Source organism: Streptomyces sp. NPDC043746, assembly GCF_056436485.1.
On the sequence record NZ_JBWKCM010000007.1, the window covers coordinates 1 to 16,196 of the forward strand.

Annotated in this window: 11 protein-coding genes; 10 read left to right on the plus strand and 1 reads right to left on the minus strand. The window is 72.6% G+C overall.

Features of this window, described 5'->3' with window-relative positions:
* Positions 1–25 precede the first annotated feature (25 nt).
* The 4 genes from AC0682_RS09950 (at position 26) to AC0682_RS09965 (ending at position 5,251) form a co-directional block, all read left to right on the plus strand.
* Positions 26–1,216 carry a bifunctional adenosylcobinamide kinase/adenosylcobinamide-phosphate guanylyltransferase gene (locus AC0682_RS09950; protein WP_478532317.1) on the plus strand — a complete coding sequence of 397 codons (1,191 nt, stop codon included), beginning with the start codon at positions 26–28 and terminating at the stop codon, positions 1,214–1,216.
* 187 nt (positions 1,217–1,403) lie between these two features.
* Positions 1,404–2,531: a nicotinate-nucleotide--dimethylbenzimidazole phosphoribosyltransferase gene (gene cobT, locus AC0682_RS09955; RefSeq protein ID WP_478532067.1), complete on the plus strand. Its 1,128-nt coding sequence runs from the start codon at positions 1,404–1,406 to the stop codon at positions 2,529–2,531.
* A gap of 180 nt (positions 2,532–2,711) precedes the next feature.
* On the plus strand, positions 2,712–4,493 hold the full coding sequence (locus tag AC0682_RS09960; RefSeq protein ID WP_478532069.1) for a phosphatidylglycerol lysyltransferase domain-containing protein: 1,782 nt from the start codon (positions 2,712–2,714) through the stop codon (positions 4,491–4,493).
* On the plus strand, positions 4,490–5,251 hold the full coding sequence (locus AC0682_RS09965) for a hypothetical protein (protein WP_478532071.1): 762 nt from the start codon (positions 4,490–4,492) through the stop codon (positions 5,249–5,251). The genes AC0682_RS09960 and AC0682_RS09965 overlap by 4 nt, the downstream gene beginning before the upstream one ends.
* Here the strand turns inward: AC0682_RS09965 and AC0682_RS09970 are convergent.
* Positions 5,191–5,955, minus strand: coding sequence for a hypothetical protein (locus AC0682_RS09970; RefSeq protein WP_478532073.1), 765 nt, complete (start codon positions 5,953–5,955; stop codon positions 5,191–5,193). The two genes, AC0682_RS09965 and AC0682_RS09970, sit on opposite strands and share 61 nt — an antisense overlap.
* A gap of 102 nt (positions 5,956–6,057) precedes the next feature.
* Between AC0682_RS09970 and AC0682_RS09975 the strand changes: the two genes are divergently transcribed.
* The 6 genes from AC0682_RS09975 to aceE all read left to right on the plus strand — a co-directional run bounded on the left by AC0682_RS09975 (position 6,058) and on the right by aceE (position 15,989).
* Complete coding sequence (locus AC0682_RS09975) at positions 6,058–6,843, plus strand: adenosylcobinamide-GDP ribazoletransferase (RefSeq protein WP_478532075.1); 786 nt, start codon at positions 6,058–6,060, stop codon at positions 6,841–6,843.
* Positions 6,844–7,069: 226 nt separating this feature from the next.
* The gene (locus AC0682_RS09980) at positions 7,070–8,617 is read left to right on the plus strand and encodes a leucyl aminopeptidase (protein ID WP_254812694.1); all 1,548 of its coding nucleotides are present in this window, start codon (positions 7,070–7,072) and stop codon (positions 8,615–8,617) included.
* Between the two features lie 344 nt (positions 8,618–8,961).
* The gene (gene lpdA, locus AC0682_RS09985; RefSeq protein ID WP_019764045.1) at positions 8,962–10,350 is read left to right on the plus strand and encodes a dihydrolipoyl dehydrogenase; all 1,389 of its coding nucleotides are present in this window, start codon (positions 8,962–8,964) and stop codon (positions 10,348–10,350) included.
* A 62-nt stretch (positions 10,351–10,412) separates the two neighbouring features.
* Positions 10,413–12,227 carry a 2-oxoglutarate dehydrogenase, E2 component, dihydrolipoamide succinyltransferase gene (gene sucB / locus AC0682_RS09990; protein ID WP_478532076.1) on the plus strand — a complete coding sequence of 605 codons (1,815 nt, stop codon included), beginning with the start codon at positions 10,413–10,415 and terminating at the stop codon, positions 12,225–12,227.
* A 149-nt stretch (positions 12,228–12,376) separates the two neighbouring features.
* On the plus strand, positions 12,377–13,000 hold the full coding sequence (locus tag AC0682_RS09995; RefSeq protein ID WP_070203261.1) for a GntR family transcriptional regulator: 624 nt from the start codon (positions 12,377–12,379) through the stop codon (positions 12,998–13,000).
* Positions 13,001–13,268: 268 nt separating this feature from the next.
* Positions 13,269–15,989: a pyruvate dehydrogenase (acetyl-transferring), homodimeric type gene (gene aceE, locus AC0682_RS10000; RefSeq protein WP_478532078.1), complete on the plus strand. Its 2,721-nt coding sequence runs from the start codon at positions 13,269–13,271 to the stop codon at positions 15,987–15,989.
* Positions 15,990–16,196 lie beyond the last annotated feature (207 nt).

The following is a 16,196-nucleotide window of genomic DNA, read 5'->3' on the forward strand; positions in this document are numbered from 1 at the left end:
GGAGAGTCAGGGGGGGAAACGGCCTCTGCCCGGCACCGGACCCCCCGGGGGGCTCCCCCCCCCCTCCTCCCCCTGCGCGTTCTGCGCGCGGCCCCGCGGCCCGGGGGCCCGGCCCGCGACCGCCCTGCTGGTCGACGACGCGCTGCTGCTCGACCTGACCCCGGGGGCGGTCTTCGCCGCCGCCCGCGCGGGGCACTCGCTGAGCGCCGTACGCCAGGTGCTGCTGACCCATCCGCACGACGGGCCCGCCGTCGAGCTGCCGCCCACCCTGCCGCCGGCCGGGCGGGTGCCGGACGGCCAGGTGCTGACGCTGATCAGCGGGCACCGGGTGCGGGCGGTCCCCATGGACGCGCCGGGGACCGGCTACGAGGTCGCCTCACCGGACGGCGAGCGGCTGCTGTACCTGCCGCCCGGGGGTGCGCCCGCCGGTCTCGACGGGCGGGCGGAGCCCCCGTACGACCTCGTCGCCTGCGATGTGGTGGGGCGGCCCGACGCCGTGGCGCGGCTGCGGGCGGTGGGCGCGGTCGGCCCGGCCACCGAGGTGATCGCGGTCCATCTGGACCACGACGCCCCGCCGGGTGCGGCGCTGGACCGGCTCCTCGCGGCGGCCGGGGCGCGAGCGGTGCCGGACGGGACGACGCTGGCGGTGGGTGAGTATCCGGTGGCGCCGGACGTGCCGCGCCGGGTGCTGGTGACGGGGGGCGCCCGGTCGGGGAAGTCGCTGGAGGCGGAGCGGCGGCTGGAGACGTTCCCCGAGGTGGTGTACGTGGCGACCGGCGGGCGGCGCGGCGGGGACCGGGAGTGGGCGGACCGCGTGGCGCTGCACCGGGAGCGCAGGCCGGGCGCGTGGCGGACCGAGGAGACCTGTGAGCTGGTGGGGCTGCTGGGCGCGGAGGGGCCGCCGCTGCTGATCGACTGCCTGTCGCTGTGGCTGACCGACGCGATGGACCGGGTGGACGCCTGGGAGGACGTGCGGTGGCGGGAGGGCGGTGAGCAGGCGCTGCGGGCGCGGGTCGCGGAGCTGGTGGCCGCGGTGCGCGGGACCCGCCGTCAGGTGGTGCTGGTGACCAACGAGGTCGGTGCGGGGGTGGTCCCGGCGACTCCGGCGGGACGGCGGTTCCGGGACGAGCTGGGACGGCTGAACGCGGCGGTGGCGGCCGAGTGCGAGGAGGTCCTGCTGGTGGTGGCGGGGCAGGCGGTGGTGGTACGGGGGTGAAGAGGGTGCCGCGCCGGTGAAGGGGTGCCGCGCGGGGCATCGCGTCGGCGGGACGGTGCCGCGTCGGTGAGGGGGTGTCACCGGTGCCGGGCTGTGCCCGCGGGGCGGGCGGTACTGTTCCCGGCGGGGGCCCGGCGCCGGGTTCCCGGACCGGAAACCGACGTGACGACCCGCGAGGCAGACCTCCGTGAATCTGGACGACTTCTCCGACCTGATCGAACGCCCCGACGGGGGTGTCCGGCGCGACGCCGAGGAACGGCGGGAACGGCTGATCGTCCCGCCGGGGGCGCTGGGCAGGCTCGACGAGCTGGGCGAGTGGCTCAGCGCCGCGCAGCAGTCCGTTCCGGTCAGGGCCGTCGAGCAGCCCCGCGTGGTCCTCTTCGCAGCCGACCACGGGGTGGCGGAGCTGGAGGTCTCCGGGCGGGCGGCGGGCACCACCCACGAGCTGGTCCGGGCGGCCCTGGACGGGGTCAGCCCGGTGGCGGTGCTGGCCCGGCGCTTCGCGGTGCCGCTGCGCATCGTGGACGCGGGGATCGACTGCGACCCGGAGCTGCTGCCCGAGTCCGTCGTACGGCACCGGGTGCGGCGGGGGTCGGGGCGCATCGACATCGAGGACGCGCTCACCGCCGAGGAGACCGAGCGGGCCGTCCGCCTGGGCATGGCCATCGCCGACGAGGAGGCCGACTCCGGTACCGATCTGGTGGTGCTCGGGGATCTGAGCGTGGGCGGGACCACGGCCGCCGCCACCCTGGTCGCCGCGCTCTGCGGCACCGACGCGTCGGTGGTGACCGGGCGCGGTGGTGCGGGCATCGACGATCTCGCCTGGATGCGCAAGTGCGCCGCGATCCGGGACGCGCTGCGCCGGGCCCGGCCGGTCCTGGGTGACCAGATGGAGCTGCTGGCCACGGTGGGCGGGGCGGACCTGGCCGCGATGACGGGGTTCCTGCTCCAGTCGGCGGTGCGGCGGATGCCGGTGGTCCTGGACGGGGTCGTCGGGGCGGCCTGTGCGCTCGTGGCGCAGCGGGCGGCGTTCCGGGCGCCGGACTGGTGGCTGGCCGGGCAGGTCAGCGGGGAGCCCGCGCAGTCGAAGGCGCTGGACCGGATGGCGCTGACCCCGCTGCTGGACCACGGGGTGACGGTGGGCGAGGGGACGGGGGCGCTGCTGGCCCTGCCGCTGGTGCAGGCGGCGGCCGCGCTCGCCGCCGAGTTGCCGGAGCGTACGCCGGTGGTGGCCGAGGAGGACGGGGCCGCGGACGCCGAGGGGGCTGCCGGGAGCCGCGACGCGGACGATGTGAAGGTGCTCGACGCGACCTGAGGGCTGAGGGCTGGAGCCTGAGGTCCGGGGTCGGGGGTGCGCCCGACGCGGCCTGAGGCCCGGGACCGAGGGTGGGTCGGGACGGGCGGCCTCGGGGGGCGGGCGCCCCCACCCCTCCCGTACCGTCCCCGTACGACACACATGCCGGAATGTCCGTAATGCGCCATATGATCCTCTGCTATGGGAGAGGTTCGATCGGCCGAAGAGGCGGCCCGGCGCAGTACCGTCCGGTCCCGGCGTGGTGCCGCGTTCGCCATCTGGTATCTGCGCGTCGTCTCGTTCATCAATTTCCTGAGCGCCGTCTGGGTCGCCTTCGGCCAGGACCTGCGCCGCCACAACACCGAGAACTACTTCACGCCGTACCTGCTCACCGCCGGGTTCTCCTCCGGGGTCGTCGCCCTGTTCCTGGCGATCACCATGCGGCGGCGGAAGCGGGCCGCCTGGATCGTGAACATGGTCCTGAGCGGGCTCGTCCTCGCCGCGCTGGTGCTCGCGTTCTTCTTCGCGGAGATCAGGCAGCACGCCCAGAACTGGGTCTCGTTGGCGCTGACGGCCGCCTTCGTCGTGGCGCTGGTGGCGGGTCGGCGGGAGTTCTACGCCAAGGGCGACCGCTCCAACCCGAAGCTGGCCGCCCTGGTCGCCGCGGTGGGGCTGCTGGTCACCTCGCTCATCGCGTCGGCCCTGGTCACCGTCACCAACACCGCCCACGACGACTACCGATCGACCTTCCTGGACCGCTGGCGCTACGGGGCGCTGCGGCTGGTCTCGGTGGCCGCCGACGACTCGCGCTTCCCCGGGATCACCACCCCCGGCTGGGTCAATGTCGTCATCAACATCCTCTCGACGCTGCTGCTGATCGCCGTCGTCTATGCCGCGTTCCGCTCCCGCCGGGCCGTCGACCCGCTCTCCCCCGAGGACGAGGAGAAGCTGCGCGCGCTGCTGGACAGGCAGGGCGACCGCGACTCGCTCGGCTACTTCGCGCTGCGCCGGGAGAAGAGCGCCGTGTGGTCCCCGACCGGCAAGGCCGCCGTCGTCTACCGGGTGGTCGGCGGGGTGTCACTGGCCTCCGGCGACCCGATCGGCGACCCGGAGGCCTGGCCCGGCGCGATCGGCCCGTGGCTGGCCGAGGCCCGGGAGCACGGCTGGATCCCCGCCGTGATGGGCGCGAGCGAGGAGGCGGGCACGGTCTACGCCCGGCACGGGATGGACGCCCTGGAGCTGGGTGACGAGGCGATCGTGGAAACGGCCGAGTTCTCGCTCGACGGACGGGCCATGCGCGGGGTGCGCCAGGCCTACAACCGGGTCGCGCGGGCCGGTTTCGAGGTGACGATCCGGCGCCACGCGGACATCCCCGAGGCCGAGATGGCCGAGCTGGTACGCCGCGCCGACGAGTGGCGCGACGGGGCCACCGAGCGCGGCTTCTCGATGGCGCTCGGCCGGCTCGGGGACCCGGCGGACGGGCAGTGCGTGATGCTGGAGTGCCGGAACGCGGGCGGGGGAGACGAGAAGGGCGAGCTGCGGGCGCTCCTCAGCTTCGTGCCCTGGGGGTCCCACGGCCTCTCCCTGGACCTGATGCGCCGGGACCGCGAGGCGGAGAACGGCCTCACGGAGTTCATGGTGATCCAGCTCCTCCAGCGCTCCGGCGAGATCGGGATCACTCAGGTCTCGCTCAACTTCGCCATGTTCCGCTCCGTCTTCGAGAGGGGATCGCGACTCGGCGCGGGACCGGTGCTGAGGCTGTGGCGTGCGCTGCTGAGCTTCTTCTCGCGCTGGTGGCAGATCGAGTCGCTCTACCGGGCCAACGCCAAGTACCGACCGATCTGGGAGCCGCGTTTCATGTTGTTCGAGAAGAGCGCCGACCTGGCGCGCATCTCCATCGCGGCGGGCCGCGCCGAGGGGTTCCTGGAAGCGCCGGGGCTGCCCAAGTGGCTGCACCGCGCGCGTCTCGGCGCCCCGAGATGAACCGCTCCACGAGGGGCCGCTCCGAGGCGGGCCGCTTCCCCGCGCTCCGCCGGGCCGCGCTGCGCGAGTGGCGCCCGCTCTTCACCACCGTACGGGCCGGACTCCGCGAGCGCGGGGTGCGGGCGCTCGCGCTGACGTGGACGGCGGTGACGCTGACCGCGACCGTCCAGCTGATCCAGAACCAGTCGTGGGGCTACGGCCCGGTCCAGGCCCTGGGGGCGGTGCGGGCCGAGGACCCGGTGTGGCTGGCTCTGCTGCGTACGCCGCTGTCGCTGTTCGTCCCTGCCCTCGATCTGCCGGTGTGGGGTGCGCTGGCGCAGATCCTGCTGGTGTTCGGCATCGCGGAGGTGTGCCTGGGGCGGTGGCGGACGCTGGTGATCGCGTACGTCGCCACGCTCGCGGGGACGCTGTACGCCCGCGTCGGCATCGCGCTCGGCCCGGACGCGTTCCTGGGGCTGCCCGCCTCGGACGCGCAGGTGGTGGACACCGGGCCGTCGGCGGCGGTGGTGGGGCTCGCGGTCTACGTGTGCCATGCCCGCCGGGCCTGGTTCACCGGGGCGCTGGTGATCGTCGCGATGGTCGTGGAGGTCCTGGTCAAGGACAACCTGGCGGGCCGGGAGCATCTGGCCTCCATCGCCGCGGTCCTGGTGATCTGTGCCGTACGGGAGTGGCTCGGGCGTCGGCGGACGGGCCGGGATCAGGGCTTGCGGGCCGGGGGCGGCGGGGTGCGGTCCGGGGCGCCGCCGATGAGGTCCTGAAACCTCCGGCGCGGGCCCGCCCACCGCACATCGTGGTGGTAGGCGCGCAGCACCGCCCGGGAGCGGGCGCGGTGGCGGTTGCGGTAGAACCGCTTGGCCCAGGGCGAGGAGGGGCGGGCGAGGCGGAGCGCACCGACCAGCGCGACGAACGGGACGAGGGTGCCGACCACCGCCATCCGGGTCTTGCCCTTGAAGAGCGTGATCAGGACGAAGCAGAAGTTGATCACGTACGTGGTGATGACGCCGAGCCTGCCCTGCTGCTCCTCGTCCGTCACATCGTCCACGCCGAGCGGGGAGAACCCCGCCAGGACCAGCACCACCAGCGAGGCGGTCAGCACGACCGCCTCCACGCTCTGGCGGCCCTCCTCGGTCCAGTACACGTCGTCCAGGTGGAGGATCAGCGCGAACTCGTCCAGCACCAGACCGGCCCCGACCCCGAAGACCACCGCACAGAGCCCGGCGGCCACCCCGTGCCGCCCGGCCGCCACCGCCCCGAAGCCGCCGACCACCGTCAGCACGACCCCGGGCACCACATGGTGGATGTGCAGCCCGCCCGGGGTGATGTTGCGGAACGGGCCCTTCCCGGCGCGGATCATCCGGGTGACGGTGCGCGTGATCGCGAAGGTCAGGACGAAGGCGGCCAGCGCGAGGAGCAGGGGGAGCTTGCCCGGCTCGGCGATGTTGGTGTGCCACCAGTTACCCATGCCACTCGTTTCCGATGTGCACCATCTTGTCAATAATTCTCCGTTTCACGTCAATCTAGCCGCGGGATCCCTGCGCGGGCGGGAGCGGCTAGCCTGCCCGCGATGACTTCCCTGAACGGCCATGGCCTGCGATTCGCCTTCGGCACCCTCACCGTGCTGCCCGTCCGCGTGACCCACTGGGACCGCGCGACGGCCCGTAGCGGCATGCTCCGCGCCCCGCTCGCCGGGCTCGTCGTCGGGCTGCTCGCCGCCGCGCTCGGCGCGCTGTCGCTGCTGGCCGGGGCGGGTCCGCTGCTCGCGGCGGTCGCCTCCGTCGCGGTGCCCGCCGCGCTCACCCGGGGGCTGCACCTGGACGGCCTCGCGGACACGGCGGACGGGCTGGGCAGCGGGAGACCGGCCGAGGACGCGCTGCGGATCATGAAGCAGTCCGACATCGGGCCGTTCGGTGTCATCACCCTGCTCCTGGTGCTGCTGGCCCAGGTCGCGGTCCTCTTCCGGCTGTACGGGGAGGGGAGCTGGGCGCACGGGGCGCTCGGGGCCGTCGTGGCGGCCGTCGCCGCCCGGCTGGCGCTCACCCTGGCGTCCCGTCAAGGGGTCCCGGCGGCCCGGCCGGAGGGGCTCGGCGCGGTGGTGGCGGGCACGGTCCCGGTGGGGCGGGCGGTGGCCGTCGCGGCGGTGACGGTGGCCCTGTGCGCGGCGGCGGGCGCGGCGTTCGGCCCTTACGGGGCGGTGCACCACGCGCTCGCGGTGGTGGCCGCCCTCGCCGCCGCCGAACTCCTGCTGCGGCACTGCGTGCGGCGGTTCGGCGGGGTGACCGGGGACGTGTTCGGCGGGGTGGCGGAGACGGCGGCGACGGCGGCGCTGGTGGTGCTGGCGCTCGGGCGCTGACGTCGCGACGGGGCGCGCGCCCACCGGCGCACCGGCGGAGAACGGTTCCCCGTGCGGCCGGAACCGACCGCCCTACCGGTCTTGAACGGCCCGCCGCCGTAACCCCGGGCGAACGGCGCGCGTAGGCTCGTTCACGGCACGTCGCACAGACGTCTACGATGCGCCGGGCACGGTCGCCCCACCCCTCGGCCGAACAGGAACTCAACGGAAGCGAGATTTCACCACCGTGACTGCTCTCACTCTCAGCACTGCCGGTGCGGCGACGCTGCGCGCCGACGCACTCGTCGTCGGCGTCGCGAAGACCGCCAAGGGGCTGGTCCTGGCGCCGGGCGCCGAGGCCGTGGACAAGGCGTTCGACGGAAAGCTCGCCTCCGTTCTCGCGACCCTGGGGGCCGTGGGAGCCGAGGGCGAACTGACCAAGCTGCCCGCGCCGTCCGGCCTCAAGGTCCCGGTCGTCGTCGCGGTCGGCCTCGGCCCGGTCCCGGACAAGGAGGACGCGTACGACGCGGAGGCACTGCGCCGTGCCGCGGGCACCGCCGCCCGTGCGCTGGCCGGTTCCAAGAAGGCCGGGTTCGCACTGCCCGCCGGCTCCGTCGAGGACGCCGCGGCCGTCGCCGAGGGCGCCCTGCTCGGCTCGTACGCCTTCACCGCCTACCAGGGCGGCGAGAACAAGCTCGCCCCCAAGGACGCCAAGGCCAAGGACAGCGGCCCGAAGCTCCCGCTCGCCGAGATCGCCCTCGTCGGTGCCAAGCCCCGCGACAAGGCCTACAAGGCCGCGGTCGAGCGCGCCCTCGCGCTGGCCGAGGAGATCAACCGCGCCCGCGACCTGATCAACACCCCGCCGAACGACCTGTACCCCGAGTCCTTCGCCGCCGTGGCCACCGCCGCGGGCAAGGAGCACGGCATCAAGGTGCAGGTGCTCGACGAGAAGGCCCTCGTCAAGGGCGGCTTCGGCGGCATCCTCGGCGTCGGCCAGGGCTCCGCGAACGGCCCGCGCCTGGTGAAGCTCGCCTACACCCACCCCAAGGCGGAGAAGACCCTCGCCCTCGTCGGCAAGGGCATCACCTACGACTCGGGCGGCATCTCGCTCAAGCCGGCCGGCCACAACGAGACGATGAAGTGCGACATGAGCGGCGCCGCCGCCGTGTTCGCCGCCGTCGTCGCGGCCGCCCGCCTGGGCCTGAAGGTCAACGTCACCGGCTGGCTGGCTCTGGCCGAGAACATGCCCTCCGGCAACGCCACCCGCCCCGGTGACGTGCTGCGCATGTACAGCGGCAAGACCGTCGAGGTCCTCAACACCGACGCCGAGGGCCGGCTCGTCCTGGCCGACGCGCTGACCCGCGCCTCGGAGGAGAAGCCGGACGCGATCGTCGACGTGGCGACCCTGACCGGTGCGATGGTGCTGGCGCTCGGCAACCGCACCTTCGGCATCATGGCCAACGACGACGCCTTCCGCACCTCGATCCACGAGATCGCGGAGGAGGTCGGCGAGGCCTCCTGGCCGATGCCGCTCCCGGCCGACCTGCGCAAGGGCATGGACTCCCCCACCGCCGACATCGCCAACATGGGCGAGCGGATGGGCGGCGGCCTGGTGGCCGGTCTCTTCCTGAAGGAGTTCGTGGGCGAGGGCATCGCCTGGGCCCACCTGGACATCGCGGGCCCGGCCTTCCACGAGGGCGCCCCGTACGGCTACACGCCCAAGGGCGGCACCGGCTCCGCGGTCCGGACCCTGGTGCGGCTGGCCGAGCGCACCGCCGACGGCGACCTGGGCTGAGTGATCAGTCATGTACGGCCCCGGGCATAGGTCCGGGGCCGTACGTGTTGTCGCAGCGGAAGCGGCAAGGAAGGTGACGGAGGACGGCCGGGTTTCGCTCTCGATGAACACCGGCCGAATCCGTAGGCAACTACGCAGCAGTAACCCTCCGGAACGGACGATCATCCGTCCCGGACCCGGGCCCCGCGTCCCGCCCACCGTCGACAAGTGCGAAGATGGGTTCTCGGCAGGACAGGGCCCCCACCACAGGGCCGAAGACAAAAGCGGCCGAACACCAGCCGACCGGCCGGTCACACCCCAGCGACGGGGCCCGGCGTACGGCGCACATGCATGGAGGACGTGACGTGGCGAACGACGCCAGCACCGTTTTCGACCTAGTGATCCTCGGCGGTGGCAGTGGCGGTTACGCCGCGGCCCTGCGCGGAGCGCAGCTGGGCCTGGACGTCGCCCTGATCGAGAAGGGCAAGGTCGGCGGCACCTGCCTGCACAACGGCTGCATCCCCACGAAGGCGCTGCTGCACGCGGGCGAGATCGCGGACCAGGCCCGCGAGTCGGCCCAGTTCGGCGTGAAGGCCACCTTCGAGGGCATCGACATGGAGGCCGTCAACAAGTACAAGGACGATGTGATCTCGGGCCTGTACAAGGGTCTGCAGGGTCTCGTCGCCTCCCGCAAGGTCCACTACATCGAGGGTGAGGGCAAGCTCTCCTCCCCCACCTCGGTGGACGTGAACGGCCAGCGCATCCAGGGCCGCCACGTGCTGCTGGCGACCGGCTCCGTGCCGAAGTCGCTGCCGGGCCTGGAGATCGACGGCAACCGGATCATCTCCTCGGACCACGCGCTGAAGCTGGACCGCGTCCCGAAGTCGGCCATCGTGCTCGGCGGCGGCGTCATCGGCGTCGAGTTCGCCTCGGCGTGGAAGTCCTTCGGCACCGAGGTCACGATCGTCGAGGGCCTGAAGCACCTCGTCCCGGTCGAGGACGAGAACAGCTCGAAGCTTCTTGAGCGCGCGTTCCGCAAGCGCGGCATCAAGTTCAACCTCGGTACGTTCTTCGAGAAGGCCGAGTACACGCAGGACGGCGTCCGCGTGACCCTGGCCGACGGCAAGACCTTCGAGGCGGAGATCCTCCTCGTCGCGATCGGCCGCGGCCCGGTCTCGCAGGGCCTGGGCTACGAGGAGCAGGGCGTCGCGATGGACCGCGGCTATGTCCTGGTCGACGAGTACATGCAGACCAACGTGCCGACCATCTCGGCCGTGGGCGACCTCGTCCCGACCCTCCAGCTGGCCCACGTCGGCTTCGCCGAGGGCATCCTCGTGGCGGAGCGGCTCGCCGGCCTCAAGACCGTCCCGATCGACTACGACGGCGTGCCCCGGGTGACGTACTGCCACCCCGAGGTCGCCTCCGTCGGCATCACCGAGGCCAAGGCCAAGGAGATCTACGGTGCGGACAAGGTCGTCGCCCTCAAGTACAACCTCGCGGGCAACGGCAAGAGCAAGATCCTGAAGACCGCGGGCGAGATCAAGCTCGTCCAGGTCAAGGACGGTGCCGTGGTCGGCGTCCACATGGTGGGCGACCGCATGGGCGAGCAGGTCGGCGAAGCCCAGCTGATCTACAACTGGGAGGCGCTGCCCGCCGAGGTCGCCCAGCTCATCCACGCCCACCCGACGCAGAACGAGGCGATGGGCGAGGCGCACCTGGCGCTGGCCGGCAAGCCCCTCCACGCCCACGACTGATCCCCCCGTTCCGGGCGCGACGACCGACCACTTCCGCATTTTCGTAAGGAGCAACTGAAACCATGTCGGTTTCCGTAACCCTTCCGGCGCTCGGCGAGAGCGTCACCGAGGGCACTGTCACCCGTTGGCTGAAGGCCGAGGGCGAGCGCGTCGAGGCCGACGAGCCGTTGCTCGAGGTCTCGACCGACAAGGTCGACACCGAGATCCCGGCCCCCGCGTCCGGTGTTCTGACCTCCATCAAGGTCGCCGAGGACGAGACCGTCGAGGTCGGCGCCGAGCTGGCCGTCATCGACGACGGCTCCGGCGCTCCGGCCGAGGCCGCGGCTCCGGCCGCCGAGCCCGCGTCCACCCCGGCCCCGCAGGCCGAGGAGGCGCCCACCGCCCCGTCGACCGAGACCGAGGCTCCGGCCCAGGCCCCCACCGCCGAGGCGACCACGGGCGGTTCGTCCGCCGAGGGCACCGACGTCACCCTCCCGGCGCTCGGCGAGAGCGTCACCGAGGGCACCGTCACCCGCTGGCTGAAGGAGGTCGGCGAGGAGGTCGCGGAGGACGAGCCGCTGCTCGAGGTCTCCACGGACAAGGTCGACACCGAGATCCCCGCCCCGGTCGCCGGTGTGCTGCTGGAGATCGTGGTCGGTGAGGACGAGACCGCGGAGGTCGGCGCCAAGCTCGCCGTCATCGGCGCTCCGGGCGCGGCCCCCGCCGCCGCTCCGGCGCAGCCCGCCGCCCCGGCCCAGGAGGCCCCGAAGGCCGAGGCGCCGAAGGCCGAAGCCCCCAAGGCCGAGGCGCCGAAGCAGGAGGCCCCCGCGGCTCCCGCCCCGGCGCCGGCCGCTCCCGCGGCGCCTGCTCCGGCTCCGGCCGCCCAGGCCCCGGCGGCCCCCGCCGCTCCGGCGCAGCCCGCCCCCGCCACCCCGGCACCGGCCGCCCCGGCCGCGCCCTCCGGTGACGACGGCGCCTACGTCACGCCGCTGGTCCGCAAGCTCGCGTCCGAGAACAACGTGGACCTGGCCTCGGTCAAGGGCACCGGCGTCGGTGGCCGTATCCGCAAGCAGGACGTCGTCGCCGCCGCGGAGGCCGCCAAGGCCGCCGCCGCTGCCCCGGCACCCTCCGCCGCTCCGGCCGCCGCCAAGGCGCCGAAGCTGGAGGCCTCCCCGCTGCGCGGTCAGACGGTCAAGATGACCCGCATGCGCAAGGTCATCGGCGACAACATGATGAAGGCGCTGCACTCGCAGGCCCAGCTGACCTCGGTCGTCGAGGTCGACATCACCAAGCTGATGAAGCTGCGCAACCAGGCGAAGGCCGCGTTCGCCGCCCGTGAGGGCGTCAAGCTGTCCCCGATGCCGTTCTTCGTGAAGGCGGCGGCCCAGGCGCTGAAGGCCCACCCGGTCATCAACGCCCGGATCAACGAGGACGAGGGCACCATCACGTACTTCGACTCGGAGAACATCGGCATCGCCGTGGACGCCGAGAAGGGTCTGATGACCCCGGTCATCAAGGGTGCGGGCGACCTGAACATCGCCGGTATCTCCAAGAAGACCGCCGAGCTGGCCGGCAAGGCGCGCGGTGGCGGGCTGACCCCGGACGACATGTCCGGTGCCACCTTCACCATCAGCAACACCGGTTCGCGCGGTGCGCTCTTCGACACCGTCATCGTGCCGCCGAACCAGGCCGCCATCCTGGGCATCGGCGCCACGGTCCGCCGCCCGGTGGTCATCGACCACCCGGACCTCGGCGAGACCATCGCGGTGCGCGACATGACGTACCTCTCGCTCTCCTACGACCACCGTCTGGTGGACGGCGCGGACGCCGCCCGCTACCTGACGTCGGTCAAGGCGATCCTGGAGGCCGGTGAGTTCGAGGTCGAGCTGGGCCTCTGAGCGCTCCGGCTGTAACCAGCCTCACCAGCGGCGCCCCCGTCCGGAACACCTTCCGGGCGGGGGCGCCGCCGTATTGTCTAAACACCACGGGCAGCCACCGCCACCGTGATGATGTAGGCAGCACCGGCCTGCCCCCGAAGGAGCACCACATGACCCCGCCCGTCGTCCACTCGCTGCGCGAACAGATCCGCGAGCACATCGTGGAGGGGATCGTCAGCGGGCGCTGGAAGCCGGGCGAGCGGATCGTGGAGCGCCGGATCGCCACGGAGCTGGAGGTCAGCCAGACGCCCGTGCGGGAGGCGCTGCGCGAGCTGGAGACGCTGCGGCTGATCGAGTCGGCCCCCAACAAAGGTGTCCGCGTCCGCAATCTGACGGCCGCCGACCTGGAGGAGAGCTATCCCGTACGGGCCGGTCTGGAGCAGATCGCGGCGGAGCTGGCGGCCCCGCTGCTGGGCGAGGACTGCTCGGCGCTGGAGCCGCATGTGGCGGCGCTGTACGAGGCGGACCGGCTGGCCGACGGCGAGGCGCAGGTGCGGCACACGGTTGGCTTCCACCGGGAGATGGTCCGGGCCGCCGGGAACGCGGTGCTGCTGCACACCTGGGAGGGGCTCGGCATCGAGGTGTTCACCGCCCTCTCGATCCGCTGGCTGGGCACGGTGCAGAAGTCGTACGCGGAGGAGCACCAGGCGCTCGTCGACGCGTTCCTGGCTCATGACCCGCAGATCGGCGCGCTGGTGAAGGCCCATGTGCTCGGGTGCGCGCCGCGCGCCTGAGCCGCCCGCGACCGTCCGATCATCTGGCGTGTGACCTGCTCTTCCGTGCAGGTCAGCGCCCTTTTTGCGCACTTTTTCGCGTCACTCCGTGCCCTGTTTCGAGGCACCCCATGCCACTTTTCTTCGCATCGAGAAGTTTTGCCTTCAATCCTTTGATCGATCATCGATCAGCGCCTTACAGTTCACTGCGCGGGCCCACCGGCCCCATCGCCCTGTCCTGCCAGTCAGGGCCTTTCTCCACCCCCCTCCTCTCCGGAAGGCGGCGATCATGACCGACCCCGTAGGAAAGCTTCCGAGCGAGCTCGACCAGCTCCCGGACCGCGACCCCGAGGAGACTGCCGAATGGGCGGCCTCCCTGGACGCCGTCACCCGGGCCGCCGGCCCGCACCGCGCCGCGTACCTGATGCGCCGCTCGCTGCAGCACGCCGAGGGCGCCGGTCTCGCGCTGCCCAAGCTGCTGGAGACCGATTACGTCAACTCCATCCCGACCGCCGCCGAGCCCGCGTTCGACGGCGACCTGGAGATGGAGTCGAGGATCACCGCGTGGAACCGCTGGAACGCGGCCGCGATGGTCACCCGGAGCGCCAAGCACGGGGTCGGCGGCCACATCGCGACCTTCGCCTCGGCGGCCTGGCTCTACGAGACCGGCTTCAACCACTTCTTCCGCGGCAAGGAGGGAGGGGGCACCTCCCGTTCGAGCGCAGCCGAGAACGGGGGAGGCTCCGGCGACCAGCTCTACATCCAGGGCCACGCCTCCCCCGGCATCTACGCCCGCGCCTTCCTCGACGGGCGGCTCACCGAGAAGCACCTCGACAACTTCCGCCAGGAGACGGGCGGCGAGGGTCTGCCCTCCTACCCGCACCCGCGGCGGCTGCCCTGGCTCTGGGAGTTCCCCACGGTGTCGATGGGCCTCGGCCCGCTCTCGGCCATCTACCAGGCGCGCTTCAACCGCTATCTGGCCAACCGCAACATCAAGGACACCTCCGACTCGCACGTCTGGGCCTTCCTGGGCGACGGCGAGATGGACGAGCCCGAGTCGACCGCCGCCCTCGCGCTGGCGGCCCGTGAGGGCCTCGACAACCTGACCTTCGTCATCAACTGCAACCTCCAGCGGCTCGACGGCCCGGTCCGCGCCAACTTCCGCGTGGTGCAGGAGCTGGAGGGCGCCTTCCGCGGGGCCGGCTGGAACGTCGTCAAGACGCTCTGGGGCAACGCCTGGGACGAGCTGTTCCAGCTGGACACCCAGGGGGCGCTGCTGCGTCGGCTGCGCGAGGTCCCGGACGCGCAGTTCCAGACGTACGCCACCCGCGACGTCGCCTACATCCGCGAGCACTTCTTCGGTGCCGAGCCCGCCCTCGTCGAGCTGGCGAAGCTGCTCAGCGACGCGAAGATCGCCGAGTGCTTCTACACCTCGCGCGGCGGCCACGAGGCCCGCAAGGTCTACGCGGCCTACAAGGCGGCGGTCGAGCACAAGGGCGCGCCGACCGTGATCCTGGCCCAGACGGTCAAGGGCTACACGCTCGGCAGGGGCTTCGAGTCCAAGAACGCCAACCACCAGATGAAGAAGCTGTCGGTCGACGAGTTCAAGAGCATGCGCGAGCTGCTCGGCCTCCCGATCCCGGACAGCGCCTTCCAGGACGGGCAGGTCCCCTACGGGCACCCCGGCGCCGACTCCCCCGAGGTCCGCTACCTCCAGGAGCGCCGTGCCGCCCTCGGCGGTCCCGCCCCGGCGCGCCGCCTGCACGCCTCCGCTCCGCTGCCGCAGCCCGAGGAGCGCGCGTTCAAGGCCCTGTACAAGGGGTCGGGCAAGCAGGAGATGGCCACCACCATGGCGTTCGTCCGCCTGGTGAAGGACCTGATGCGGGACAAGGAGACCGGCAAGCGCTGGGTGCCGATCGTCCCGGACGAGGCCCGTACCTTCGGTATGGAGTCGCTGTTCCCGTCCGCCGGCATCTACTCGCCGCTGGGCCAGACGTACGAGCCGGTCGACCGCGACCAGCTGATGTACTACAAGGAGGCCAAGAACGGCCAGATCCTCAACGAGGGGATCACCGAGGCCGGGGCCATGGCCGACTTCATCGCCGCCGCCACGTCGTACGCGACGCACGGCGAGACGATGATCCCGTTCTACATCTTCTACTCGATGTTCGGCTGGCAGCGGACCGGCGACCAGATGTGGCAGCTCGCCGACCAGCTCGGCAAGGGCTTCATCGTCGGCGCCACCGCCGGTCGTACGACCCTGACGGGTGAGGGCCTCCAGCACGCGGACGGCCACTCGCACCTGATCGCGGCCACCAACCCGGCCTCGCTCAACTACGACCCGGCGTTCGCCTACGAGATCGCGGTGATCGTCAAGGACGGTCTGCGCCGGATGTACGGCCAGGCCGCCCCCGGCGAGGACTCGGACGTTTTCTACTACCTGACGGTCTACAACGAGCCGAAGCCCCAGCCCGCGATGCCCGAGGGCGTCGAGGAGGGCATCGTCAAGGGCCTGTACCGCTTCAAGGAGGGCACGCCCGCCACGGCGGACGCGCCGCGCCTGCAGCTGCTGGCCTCCGGCACGGCGATCCACTGGGCCCTGGAGGCCCAGGAACTGCTGGCCGCCGACTGGGGTGTCACGGCCGACGTCTGGTCCGCCACCTCGTGGGGCGAGCTGCGCCGCGACGCCCTGGAGGCGGACGAGGCGCTGCTCCGCGGTGAGCAGCGGGTGCCGTACGTGACGCAGGCGCTCGCCGGTGCGCCGGGCCCGGTGTTGGCGGTCAGCGACTGGATGCGCCAGGTGCCGGACCAGATCAGCCAGTGGGTGGAGCAGGACTGGTCCTCGCTCGGCACCGACGGCTTCGGCCTCTCCGACACCCGTGAGGCGGCCCGCCGCCACTTCGGCGTCGACGCCCAGTCGATCGTCGTCGCTTCGCTGGCCCAGCTCGCCAAGCGCGGCGAGGTCCCGGCCTCGGCGGTCAAGGAGGCCCGGGAGCGCTACGGCCTCTGAGCCCCGCTCCCGTACAGACCCGAGCCCCCGGTCGCCGGGGCGGCCGCGTCCGACAACGCGCCCGCCCCGGCGGTCGGGGGTTCCGGCGTGAACGGTCGGCCTGTGGGGACGCCGGACGTGGGCGGCCGGGGATGCGGCCCGGCCGGTCGGCCCGTGCGAGCGGTCTGCGCCTTCGGCGTGGGCGCCCCGGGTTCTCACGCGGGTGGT